Consider the following 11,886-nt stretch of genomic DNA (forward strand, 5'->3'; position numbering starts at 1 on the left):
TAAAATAATTTTAGACTTTTGTCCAGTGTAATCGGACTTGAAAAAAATTACAATAAAGAGGAAATAAAAGGAGGAAAATAAATGTTACATACCGTTGTTTTGAAAAATAACTATCAAGATTCTATCAATTTGATGCTACTGACGAATAAAATCAATGAATTTGAACAGGTGGCAATGAGTCAGATCATGATGGGGACGGACGCCAACAAAGATATCTTACGCAACACGAATTTATTGACCTCCGAAGCAGAAGGCGCATCTGCCAATGACTTGATGATCGTTGTTGACAGTCAAGTAGCAGAGATCATGGATGAAGTTTTGCCGGCAGTTGATGAATTTTTGAGTGATTTATCGGCCAAAAGCGATACCGAAGCCAAAGCAGCTTCGACTTCATGGTCTGGAGCGCTACAAGCCTTGCCAGATGCCAACGTAGCCTTATTTAGTATTCCAGGAGAATACGGGGCAGCAGAGATGGAAAAAGCCTTGAAAAACGATCTTCATGTTTTTTCTTTTACAGACAATATCCCGATCGAAGACGAAGTACGCCTAAAGAAACTTGCCCATGAAAAAGGTTTATTGATGATGGGGCCGGATTGTGGGACTGGCATTCTTTCTAGTATCCCGATTGCCTTTACCAATGTTGTTTCGCCAGGCAATATCGGCGTTGTTGGTGCTTCAGGAACGGGAATTCAGGAAGTGACGACGATCATCGACCGCTTGGGCGGAGGGGTCGTTCATGCGATCGGAACCGGTGGACGCGATCTTAGTAATGAAGTCGGTGCGATCACGATGAAGGATGCAATCGTCGCTCTGGAAAACCATGAGCCAACAGATGTGATCTGTGTTATCTCTAAGCCACCTGCAAAAGAAGTGCGCGATCAAGTAGTTCAATTGTTGCAAAGTATCTCTAAACCAGTCGTTGCGATTTTCTTGGGAGAAAAACCAACGGCACATGAAGGAAAAGTTTACTTGGCACATACGCTGGAAGAAACTGCACGGATCGCCGTGGATTTGGCCAACGAAGAAACAGTCAAAGCCAACTATCTGGAACCGATGGAAAAACCTGCTGTGCCAGTATTAGCGGCAGATAAAGTCGTTAAAGGTCTGTATTCTGGAGGGACTTTGGCTTCTGAGGCGGGGATGCTGATCTCTGAAGCACTAGGCTTAGAAGGCCTGGTCAAAAAAGAAGGATACATTTTAAAATCCAACGGTTACGAAGTGATGGACTTGGGGGATGATATTTATACGCAAGGGAAACCTCATCCGATGATCGATCCCGAAGTACGAATCAACAAGATTCGTGACTATGCGTCTGACGCAGCGACAGGTATTGTTTTGTTTGACGTTGTGATTGGCTACGGTGCACACGAAGATATGGCAAGTGCTTTGATCCCGTCAATCGAAGAAGCACGTCAAATCGCAAAAGCAGACGGACGTGAACTTTACTTTGTAGCGACTGTTTGTGGTACTACCAAAGATCCACAAGGTTATCAAGAGACCGTTCAACGCTTGAAAGACGCTGACGTGTTTGTTGAAGAAAGCAATGCCAAAGCTGTGCGTTTGGCACTGCTACTCAAAGGCATTGAGTTTACCGAAGAAGATAAAAGCGTGACTGCTTATGAAGGATCAACGATCGAGCTTCCAGAAGTAAGTGAAAAAGTCCTAGAATTATTGCACACAAAACCACGAGTTATCAATATTGGTTTGCAAAGTTTCAACGAATCGATCCTCGCTTATGGTGGGCAATCTGAGCAGTTCAATTGGCGACCACGGGCGAACGGCAACAAAAAAATGATTCGCATTTTAGATGCTTTGGAGGACTACGAAGAGCAGATCGCTGCCGACAATCAAAAAGTCCTTGATAACATTCAAAATGCACAGCCTTTCCTAGTGGATGTAGTCCCTGCCAAAACGGTGATCCCGGAATTAAATGAAGCGCAGAAAACCTTGCTTCATGCGGGTCCTCCAATCGAATGGGCAGAGATGACTCGTCCAATGCAAGGCGCTTGTCTTGGTGCCGCATTGTTTGAAGGTTGGGCAACAGACGAAGAAGCTGCCCGAGAATTGTTTGAAAAGGGCGAGGTTCTTTTTATTCCTTGTCACCATGTACAGGCCGTTGGTCCAATGGGCGGAATCTCTTCTGCAAACATGCCGATGAGTGTAGTAGAAAATCGATTGACCGGCAACCGTGCGTTTTGTATCTTGAATGAAGGCATCGGAAAAGTGCTGCGATTTGGTGCCTATTCTCAGGAAGTTGTGGATCGCTTAGCTTGGATGCAAAATGTTTTGGGTCCTACGTTAGCGAAGGCTTTGAAAAAAACGGACGAAGGGCTGAATCTTAATGTCTTGATCGCTCGTTCGATCACGATGGGGGATGAATTCCATCAACGAAACATTGCCGCATCATTGAATTTCTTGAAGGAAATGGCGCCATTGATCACCACGTTGGCGATTTCTGAGGACGAAAAGTATGAAGTCATCAAATTCTTGTCGGATACCGATCAATTCTTTTTGAATATTATGATGGCAGCGGGTAAAGCAATCATGGATGGGGCTCGAAAGGGAACCAAAGGAACCGTGGTCACAACCATGGCCCGGAATGGTGTAGATTTTGGTGTGCGGATCGCTGAAACGGGTGATCAGTGGCATCTTGCGCCCGTCAATACGCCGAAAGGTTTGTATTTCACAGGATTTTCTGAAGAAGACGGCAATCCGGACATCGGTGACAGTGCCATCACTGAAACGGTAGGAGTTGGTGGTATGGCGATGGTTGCCGCACCAGGCGTGACCCGTTTTGTTGGAGCAGGAGGCTTCCAAGATGCGCTAGACATCTCCAATGAAATGGCGCAGATCTGCTTGAGTCACAATCCGACCTTTACGATTCCAACCTGGGATTTTAAAGGAACCTGTTTGGGAATCGATATTCGTAAGGTCGTGGAGACGGGGATCACGCCATTGATCAATACTGGAATCGCGCACAAAGAGGCTGGTCGCGGGCAAGTAGGAGCTGGAACCGTTCGTGCACCGCTGGGATGCTTTGAAAATGCCCTAGAAGCGTATGCAAAAGCATTAGGAATCGATTTTGAATAAGATACGAATCAGCGAAGGTATTTTCCCTATCCACCGTTTTGGGCGGATGGGGAAAATCCATAGCGTGTTTGACCAGTCTTTTAACATAGAGATAGGCGAACGATTGTTGAATGTCGGTACCTACAAGGAATACTTGGCGAGCTTTGGCTTGTCCTTATCGCACTCTGCGTTTGAGCAATTGAAGCCTTATTTGCAGCAAGAAAATCTGGTGCGACTGGCAGAAAACAGTCTGGCGGTCTACAGCGCTGCAGGTGTTCAAAAAATCGATTGGCAAGAGGTAGAAATTCAGAGATTACAAATCAAAGATTTTCACTTGACTCAAAGCCAGCAGCAACGCTTAAGAAACTTGCTAGAGGAAGAGAATCTAGAAGTAGCAGTGGGTCTGTCTTTGACCGAAGCAAAGAGTTATCTTCAACAATTGAAACAAAAAGAGTTGTCACTAGAAAAATGGCGAAAAATTTTAGCCTATTTCATCGGTCGTGGTCAAGGGTTGACTCCGGCGGGCGATGATCTAGTAGTGGCTTATTTAGTGATGCTTCAAATTCTTCGTCCAGAGCAAGCACGACAACTCATCTCAGTGATTTCGCTGGCGGAGTTATCCACGACGGACATCAGCAAGGAGTATCTGTATTATTCGCTAAAAGGATATGGTCATTCTTTGCTATATCAACTTTTAGTAGATGTGCAAATGGAAAAAGAGGAGCAGGTCCTCCGACAAGGAATACAAAAAATAAGAAAAATAGGACACTCTTCGGGGAATGATCTGTGCTACGGCCTGTTAGTAGCACTTTGGTCGTCATGCGTTTCTTCCTGAAAGAGAAGCGGTAAAAGGAGGACATAGCATGGGCTTAAATGTGATTGCTTTAGGTGGAAATGCCATTTTAGATACAGATCCCACAGATATGGGTCAAAAAGAATTTATCAGAAAAGCTGCGACAAGGATCGTTGATTTTGTAGAAACCGGTGAAGAAGTGATTCTTTGTCACGGAAATGGTCCTCAGGTAGGAAATTTGCTATTGCAGCAACAAGCAGGCGATGTCAAAAATCCTCCCATGCACTTGGATTCTTGTGTGGCCATGACCCAAGGCAGTCTGGGCTATTGGTTACAGAATGCGTTGAACAATGAGTTTATGAAAAGACAGCGAAGTAAGCCGGTCGCTTCCGTGATCACTCAGATCGAGGTGTCTTTAGAAGATCCTTCATTTGAAAAGCCCAGCAAACCGATTGGTCCTTTTTTTACTGCGGAAGAAGCACAAATTGCAGCAGCAAAAGAAAAAACGGTTTTTATAGAAGATGCTGGTCGTGGCTATCGAAAAGTTGTCGCTTCGCCAATGCCCGTTCGAATCGTGGAAAAGGAAGCGATCCAGGCAATGATCCAAGCGAATGTTTTAACGATTTGTGCAGGTGGTGGTGGAATCCCTGTGGTCAAGCAGGGCGGTGATTATGTCGGTGTTGAAGCAGTGATCGACAAAGATTTTTCAGCGAAAACGATGGCGGAAGATTTGCAGGCTGATTGCTTGGTCCTGCTAACCGGAGTAGACAATATCTACATTCGCTACGGACAACCAGATCAGTTGGCTTTGGAAACGATCACGGTGTCACAAGCGGAGGAATATATAGAGGAAGGTCATTTCGCTGCGGGCAGTATGTTACCGAAGATCGAAGCAGCCGTTGCCTTTGTCAAGGGACGTGCCGGACGTAAAGCAGTGATCACATCGATTGAAAACTTAGAATGTATTCATGAGAATGTCGGAACGATCATTGTCAATAGCTAAAAGAAGAGTGTTAAGCGAAAGTGCTTAGCGCTCTTTTTATATATAATAAAACATAACGCTATTTCTGAGATTATGGCTTATTTAACTGAATAAAATCATTCCTTTAGTTATTTTGCCTAATGACTTTCTCTTTTTTTAGCTATATGATAGAAAACATAAATCTTATGTAAGGAAACATGACATATAACCTAGGAGTTCGATCGTCTATTTTGATTCATCGATGGAAAGTGAAACAGGAAGCTTCTTTCCATTTCGATCAAGCATCGAATAAGCAGCAGACAAATGATTTTAGTCAAACGAGTATGTTCTTACATTAAAACAAGGAGTGATTGGATGAGTATGTTGGAAATCAATCATCTATATAAATCTTACGACGGGTCAGAAAATTATGTGTTGGAAGATCTGAATTTAAAAATCGAAGAAAATGAATTTGTGGTTATCGTTGGGAAAAGTGGTGGCGGAAAGTCAACCTTATTAAATCTATTAGCTGGTTTTATCAAGCCGGATCGTGGAGATATCTTGCTGAACGGTCAAAGCAGTATAGGTCCTTCAGCAAACAAAGGAGTCGTCTTTCAGGAACATGGTTTGTTCCCTTGGTGTACAGTTCTAGAAAATGTGGCAATGGGCCCCAAATTGAATAAAAACAAAGACAAAAACAAAATCGCACAGGAACTAATCGAGCTAGTTGGTTTGAAAGGCTATGAAAATCTTTATCCAGCGAGTCTCTCTGGGGGGATGGCACAGCGTGTAGGGATTGCCAGAGCGTTGGCGACCAATCCTGATCTGTTGTTGATGGATGAGCCTTTAGGGGCGTTGGATCCTTTGACTCGTACGAAAATGCGTGACGAGATTCTGAAAATTTGGAAGGAGACGAAAAAAACAGTCGTCTTCATTACGCACAGTGTTAGTGAAGCTGTTTATTTGGCAGACCGAGTGATCGTTCTAAAGAAAGGACAGATCGTTAAGAATGAAGAGATTCATTTGCCAAAACCTAGAGATGCCCGTGATATTGAATTTCTATCAAAAGTAGAAGAGCTAGAGGATGTTTTGCTTGAACGACAGGACGATTATATAGAAGGAGAAGCTGTATGAATATGACAAAAGAAATCAAAGAAACCAAAAAAACGGCATTCTCAAAAAAGAAAACTTCTTTTAAATTAGATGAGAAAACCTTTCAAAGACTGAGACAATTTGCTGCCTTGTTAGTATTTTTCTTGATCTGGCAACTCTTCAGTGATTGGAATCAGTCAAAAGAGCTATTTAATCCGCGCTTTTTACCTTCCGTGACACAAGTTCTCGGAACAACAGTTGATGGGATTCGATCCGGAGTGCTGACCTCAGCGATCCTGGCTAGTCTCGGACGTGTTTTCGCCGGCTTTCTTTTAGGAACGCTTGTAGGAGTCGTCTTGGGTGTGATCATGAGTTCAGTGAAATTGATCAATGACATCATCTCGCCGATCTTGAATCTACTAGGACCGATTCCAGTTTACGCATTTTTACCGATTTTTATGATCTGGTTTGGGATCAGTGAACAATCCAAAGTGTTATTGATCGCCTATGCCACCTTTTTACCAGTATTGACTTATACAGTGGACGGCATCAAGAATGTCAATCCTGTTTGGATCCGCAGTGTAAGAAGTCTGGGAGCAACGAATTTTCAAGTGTATAAAGAAGTGTTGATCAAAGCAGCACTACCTAATGTATTTGTTGGGATGAAAATCAGTCTGGCACTGGCTTTCGGAGCGTTGATCGTTGCTGAGATGATGGGAGCCAGTAATGGCCTAGGATTCATCATCGTTAATGCCAGAAACTGGTTCAACCTAGATGATATGTTTATGGCTTGTATCATCATTGGTTTATTGTACTCTTTCTTTACTTGGGTTTTAACCACCATTGAGCGACTGTTGTTCAAATGGAAACGCGATGGTGTTCATTCTGCAATCGAAAAATAGGGGGAAAAGAAATGAAAAAAAGATGGTTATTATCGGGAGTTGCAGCAGCATTATTATTGAGCGCATGTGGTGGAGGTTCAACCGCAAGCTCCGGCTCAGAATCAGAAGAAGCTTCATCTGAAGCGATCACGATCAAAGCTTACGGAGAACTAGATCCGCAAGTATCTGCACAGCAGATCATTGCAGAAGATCAAGGTTTTTTTGAAGAACAAGGCTTGACTGTGGAAAACAATTTGATGACAGGACCTGACCAAAATGCTTCACTGGTTTCTAGTGGAGAAGCGGATGTTATCTTTGGTTCGATCTACAACAATATTTCTGTCGCAGCGAATGATGTCGATGCACCGATCTTCTTACCTTTAGCGAATGCCGGGAATACACAGGCAATCATTGCACGTGAAGGTTTGGAAGTGAACGAGCCGGCTGATCTTGAAGGCTTGAAAATCGGCGCAACATCTGGTTCAGGTGTTTTGATCGCTCTACAAAGCTTTGCTGAAGACACAGGGATCGACTATGATTCATTTGAATTTGTTAACTTGCAAGCAGCGGATCAAATGACGGCGCTTGAAAGAGGAGACGTTGATCTGATCGCTGTTTGGGAACCATGGGTTAGCAATGCAGAAAGCTCTGGTGGAACGGTACTCTTCACTGGGAAGAAAAGCTATCTTGGTGGTGGAGAAACCGATGTTGATTACTTGAACTTCTTCATGACAGCTTCGGTTGCTGGTAAATTTTACGAAGAGCACCCTGAAGCAGTCGTAGGCTTTGCGAAAGCCTTGGATCAAGCAACTGATTTTATCAATGAGAATATTGAAGAAGCAGCAGCGATCGTTGCTGAAAAAATCAATATTCCTGAGGATGAATGTTTGGCGATCATGCTGAAAAATGATTATTCAACCGAGTGGAGTGATGCCTTCATCAACTCTGCAGAATCTATGAGTGAATTCATGCTAGAAACAGACAGTATTGATGAGATTCCTGATTTCAGTTCATACACGATCGAAGATATTTTATCTAAATAAAAAGAAAAAGAGGACTCGAGATCAAACGAGTCTTCTTTTTCAAGTAAGTGAGGGAAAATAATGCGAGATTATGATTTGTTGATCTCTGGCGGCGAGGTTGTCGTAGGGGACAAAGTTTTGGCACAGGATATTTTTGTAAAGGATGGAAAAATCGTTCAGCTGTGTTCGTCTGGAGAGCAGGAGGAGTTTACAGTGAAAAGAAAGATCGACGCCAAAGGGAAGCTGATTCTTCCTGGGGCGATCGATGCCCATGTGCATTTCAATGATCCAGGATTTGAATGGCGCGAAGACTTTCTTCATGGTACCAAAGCAGCTGTCAAAGGTGGGACCACTACGATTTTGGACATGCCTTTGCAAAATACGCCAGCCTTGTCGACCGCGGAATTATTTGCCATCAAAGAAGAAAAAGTCAACCCGTCAGCTTATACAGATTATGGTTTTTGGGGAGCATTGTTGCATGACAACCGAGAAGCATTACCAGAGTTGAATGAAGCTGGGGTTTTTGCCTTTAAGAGTTTTATTTCACCGGTGGGCGATGATTTTGATTCATTGAGCTATGGTGAGATTCGGGACCGTATGCTGGTGTTGAAAGAATTTGATGGATTGTCAGGCTATCATTGTGAGGACTATTCGATCATCGATCAGTTGGAGAAAGCGGCATTGAAAAGCGCTGTAGACAGAGAGCGTTATTTGCCGGCACGTCCTGTCTCAGCCGAATTGATCGCCGTTGAGGCAGTCATCCATTTGGCGGAAGAAACCGGCACGCGTGTCCACATTGTACATGTCAGTCATCCGGAAGTTGCCGAAATCATCAAGCAGGCGAAGCAACGAGGCGTTCGTGTGACGGCAGAAACCTGTGTCCATTATTTGGTATTCTCGAATGAAGATTTAGTAGAGCAAGGACCGAAGTTCAAGTGTGCACCACCTTTGAGAGAAAAAGTGGCTTCTGAACAATTATGGTCGTATCTATTGGATGGTACGTTAGATCTGATCGTTAGTGATCATTCCCCTTGTCAGCTGGATGAAAAGCAGGAAAACGAAGAACAAGGCATTTTTTCACCATGGGGGGGCATCAGCGGTGTACAAAGTACTGTTCAAGTGATGTTCAATGAGTGGGTCGTCAAGCGTGGTTTACCAGTGGCTAAATTAGCAGCCTTGCTTTCCGGTAATGCAGCGACGGTGTTTGAATTGAAAGACAAAGGAATCTTGGCTGTGGGCAAAGATGCCGATCTTGTAGTGATCGATCCTAACAAGAAATGGACGATCGAGGCAGCTGATTTAGAGTATAAAAATAAATTTTCAGCTTTTGAAGGCCTGACTGGAACCGGTCTGCCTGTTCAATCGATCCTCAGAGGACAGACGGTCTACGAAGAAGCCACCGGATTTGCGCCGCAGGCTGAAGGACAATTATTGATCCACGATTGATTTTATTTTATGAGAAACTTAGAGCCAGCCTAGACAGCAGAAGATTGCTGTCTAGGCTGGCTCATTTGGTTTGTTGACAGCATCAAGGCTACAGATCGATGATTCCAGTTAAAATCAAAAGTGGAAAGAGGATCGTTGGCAATGTGGAAAGGAGATTTACAAGAAAATGTGCGACGATTACCGGAAAAAGTCTTTTTTGTAAGTGAACAATGATACCAGAACCAATGCCCCACACAGTGAATGCCATAAAATAGATCATTGCTCCATAAAAACTACTGGCAAAGAAAATATGCTGAAAACCAAAAGCCAATGAAGAAAGAAGAATCGCCAGTGAGACGGGAAATTTTTTTGCTAGTCGTGTTTGTACATAGCCACGAAAAATCAATTCTTCTGTAGGCGCATTGATGGGAGCGAAGGTAAAAACTGTGAAAATCCCTAAAAAAAGCATCATGATCGGTTTCAACAGAATTTCATTTTCTGGATTGTAAAAAATGGTTTCAAATGCTTGAAACATTTGGCTACCAAACAAGAACCAGGCACTTATCATGATAGTCGCTATAAAGGGGATAAATAAAAGGAACTGCCAACAAATTCCCTGTAAAAAATCTAGCCAGCGTTTGTTTTTACGAGGTTTTACCATTTAGGTCAGTGATTCTCCCTCTGACTCGATCATCCCTTTGACAACAGTGAAACAAATCAGATTCATTGGCAACAAGCTGATGGTGGCATAGAGCATTCCAGGAGGAAATTTGACAGAGTCATTGACGAGTATTTTCAAAAGGAACCAAGAAATAACTGAAAAAAGAAGAATTAAAACCAGTCTTAATAATAAAAGGAAGAGCGCTCTGTTCGCTAAGTTTTTGTCCGAGTATTTCGTCTCTTGAATCTTGTTCATAAAAACCTCTTCTCTCATTTTTATTAAGTGAGTATCTAGTCCTTGTGTACAATATATATCATTCAATTTTTTTCGCTACCACATTGTCTTTACAAGTCTGCTGACGGAAGATCGAGCTGTTCGTCGTTTCTTAAAAGTAAGACCGCCAACATCAAACGCATTCTGGTTTCGGGATCATCCAGCGAAGCAGCAAGAATCTGTTCGATTTTCTTCAGACGGTAGATGACTGTATTTCTATGAAGGAACAGAGCGCTTGCCACTTTGTTGATCGCTCGAGAATGGTAGAAATATTGATACAGTGTCTCGATCAGCTCTTCTCTTTCTGATTCATTTTCAAGGTTGCTGAGTTCAGCCAGATTATCCTCGATGTAACTGGCCTGTTCTGTCTCTGGAATCAGCTGTAAAAGCTCAGAAATAATCTTTGGACGGTATTCTACAGGGGCCGTTTTTGAATGGTCACGGATCAAGGTCAGCGCTTCACTGGCTTCTTTGAACAAGGTATATATCTGGGTCAAAGGCAGTGCGCTGTGGGAATAACCAATCAGAAAAATCAGTTGCTCTTGAAATTGTTTCTGAAGAAAATTTTGCAAGTCTTTCAATAAAACAACATCCATCTGGTCTTGTGCCAGCATGAAGACGAGTTCTTCCCCATTGATGAACAATTGATAATCCAGTTTTGTTTCATCGAGAAACCATTTGATGTAGTCATGAGTCATTCGGATCGTTTTGTAACTGATCAAGGTCTTCACTTCTGTTTGTTTGATCGAAACGATCGCACATTTTGACGGAAGCTCTGTATTGATATCTTGAAGATGTAGCTGTTCCGAAAGGACGGAAGGATCGATACTTTTTGAGACGATCGAGATCAGCAAATCATTCTTGATTTGACGTTTCGCCTCCTCGTTGATCAAACTGCGCAAGGTAGAAAAGCCCAAGAGATTAACAATCTGCTGCAAAAGTAGCTTTGCCTCATTGTTGCCTTCTTCATAATCCAATATGCCTAAAAAAAGACCTTCCGATTTGAAATCTGTATTGACTGGGAATAAAGCGACAACTTTTTCTTGGTCGCTGCCTAACAGCGTTTCAGAGACATTCAACAGATTCTCGGTAAAGGTATTTTTTAAAGCAAGTCCTAGAGTTTCTGTCTGTGACTGGATATTTTTGCTGGCATAGGTCACTTCATAATGAGAATTGATCAAAAAGAGCTCCTTGTTGATCAAGGTAGAGATCTTCTCTAGAAAGAGATTGGTGCGTCCTTCTTCCAATATAAAAGTAGACAATTCACTGGTCGCTTCGATGATTCGTGAAAGGGCGTTGGACTGAGATTCCAATATCCGATGAAGTAGATCATGTACAACTACAGAAAGTCCCGTATCTTTCGGTAGAAGTAGAACAGGGAATTGTAGTTGATCAGCAATCTGCAAGACTTCTATAGGGATCTCAAAGAAATAGCGTTGATCTTTGATCCCGATCGCCGCACATTTTTTTCGATCCATTTCCTTGATCAATTCGACAAGGGCAGGGATGTTTTGATAAAAATGAAAGCCTGTCGTTACCAGTAACTGTCCTTCAACCAAAAAATCGCTAATATCAGGGGCTTCCATCATTCCAACAGTGGTCACGTTTTTTGAAAGATCCGCCTGCTTGTTCGCCACTTGAATATAATGTGTTTCATCTGCGTTGAGTAATGAGTAAAGTTTCATAAGTCTCCTCCTTTATGCAGAATG

Annotated in this window: 10 protein-coding genes; 7 read left to right on the forward strand and 3 right to left on the reverse strand. The window is 42.9% G+C overall.

Annotation, left to right across the window (positions count from 1 at the left end; all coding sequences use genetic code 11):
* The first annotated feature begins 81 nt into the window (after positions 1–81).
* The 7 genes from fdrA (at position 82) to allB (ending at position 9,264) form a co-directional block, all read left to right on the forward strand.
* Positions 82–3,090 carry an acyl-CoA synthetase FdrA gene (fdrA, locus tag ACWODM_RS09500; RefSeq protein ID WP_455321146.1) on the forward strand — a complete coding sequence of 1,003 codons (3,009 nt, stop codon included), beginning with the start codon at positions 82–84 and terminating at the stop codon, positions 3,088–3,090.
* Positions 3,083–3,904: a DUF2877 domain-containing protein gene (locus tag ACWODM_RS09505; RefSeq protein ID WP_455321147.1), complete on the forward strand. Its 822-nt coding sequence runs from the start codon at positions 3,083–3,085 to the stop codon at positions 3,902–3,904. The genes fdrA and ACWODM_RS09505 overlap by 8 nt, the downstream gene beginning before the upstream one ends.
* 28 nt (positions 3,905–3,932) lie before the next feature.
* Positions 3,933–4,865, forward strand: a complete 933-nt coding sequence (gene arcC / locus ACWODM_RS09510; protein ID WP_455321148.1) for a carbamate kinase — start codon at positions 3,933–3,935, stop codon at positions 4,863–4,865.
* 333 nt (positions 4,866–5,198) lie between these two features.
* Positions 5,199–5,957 carry an ABC transporter ATP-binding protein gene (locus tag ACWODM_RS09515; protein ID WP_455321149.1) on the forward strand — a complete coding sequence of 253 codons (759 nt, stop codon included), beginning with the start codon at positions 5,199–5,201 and terminating at the stop codon, positions 5,955–5,957.
* Entirely contained in the window at positions 5,954–6,817 is an 864-nt protein-coding gene (locus ACWODM_RS09520; RefSeq protein ID WP_455321150.1) for an ABC transporter permease, read from the forward strand. The genes ACWODM_RS09515 and ACWODM_RS09520 overlap by 4 nt, the downstream gene beginning before the upstream one ends.
* 11 nt (positions 6,818–6,828) lie before the next feature.
* A complete protein-coding gene (locus tag ACWODM_RS09525) occupies positions 6,829–7,839 on the forward strand; it encodes an ABC transporter substrate-binding protein (RefSeq protein WP_455321151.1) in 1,011 nt (336 codons plus the stop codon).
* Positions 7,840–7,899: 60 nt separating this feature from the next.
* Positions 7,900–9,264, forward strand: a complete 1,365-nt coding sequence (gene allB / locus ACWODM_RS09530) for an allantoinase AllB (RefSeq protein WP_455321152.1) — start codon at positions 7,900–7,902, stop codon at positions 9,262–9,264.
* An 88-nt stretch (positions 9,265–9,352) separates the two neighbouring features.
* Here allB and ACWODM_RS09535 read toward each other — a convergent pair whose 3' ends face one another.
* From ACWODM_RS09535 to ACWODM_RS09545, 3 genes are all read right to left on the reverse strand, one after another.
* Positions 9,353–9,904 carry a CPBP family intramembrane glutamic endopeptidase gene (locus ACWODM_RS09535; RefSeq protein WP_455321153.1) on the reverse strand — a complete coding sequence of 184 codons (552 nt, stop codon included), beginning with the start codon at positions 9,902–9,904 and terminating at the stop codon, positions 9,353–9,355.
* On the reverse strand, positions 9,905–10,159 hold the full coding sequence (locus tag ACWODM_RS09540; protein WP_455321154.1) for a hypothetical protein: 255 nt from the start codon (positions 10,157–10,159) through the stop codon (positions 9,905–9,907).
* A gap of 89 nt (positions 10,160–10,248) precedes the next feature.
* The gene (locus tag ACWODM_RS09545) at positions 10,249–11,862 is read right to left on the reverse strand and encodes a PucR family transcriptional regulator (RefSeq protein ID WP_455321155.1); all 1,614 of its coding nucleotides are present in this window, start codon (positions 11,860–11,862) and stop codon (positions 10,249–10,251) included.
* Positions 11,863–11,886 lie beyond the last annotated feature (24 nt).

It is taken from the genome of Enterococcus olivae (assembly GCF_053760925.1).

What these genes read in the sequence shown, in the direction of transcription:
- ACWODM_RS09545 (WP_455321155.1), bottom strand. Translation starts at nt 11,862, where the DNA reads ATGAAACTTTACTCATTACTCAACGCAGATGAAACACATTATATTCAA.
- ACWODM_RS09520 (WP_455321150.1), top strand. Translation starts at nt 5,954, where the DNA reads ATGAATATGACAAAAGAAATCAAAGAAACCAAAAAAACGGCATTCTCA.
- ACWODM_RS09515 (WP_455321149.1), top strand. Translation starts at nt 5,199, where the DNA reads ATGAGTATGTTGGAAATCAATCATCTATATAAATCTTACGACGGGTCA.
- ACWODM_RS09540 (WP_455321154.1), bottom strand. Translation starts at nt 10,159, where the DNA reads ATGAACAAGATTCAAGAGACGAAATACTCGGACAAAAACTTAGCGAAC.
- allB (WP_455321152.1), top strand. Translation starts at nt 7,900, where the DNA reads ATGCGAGATTATGATTTGTTGATCTCTGGCGGCGAGGTTGTCGTAGGG.
- ACWODM_RS09525 (WP_455321151.1), top strand. Translation starts at nt 6,829, where the DNA reads ATGAAAAAAAGATGGTTATTATCGGGAGTTGCAGCAGCATTATTATTG.
- arcC (WP_455321148.1), top strand. Translation starts at nt 3,933, where the DNA reads ATGGGCTTAAATGTGATTGCTTTAGGTGGAAATGCCATTTTAGATACA.
- fdrA (WP_455321146.1), top strand. Translation starts at nt 82, where the DNA reads ATGTTACATACCGTTGTTTTGAAAAATAACTATCAAGATTCTATCAAT.
- ACWODM_RS09535 (WP_455321153.1), bottom strand. Translation starts at nt 9,904, where the DNA reads ATGGTAAAACCTCGTAAAAACAAACGCTGGCTAGATTTTTTACAGGGA.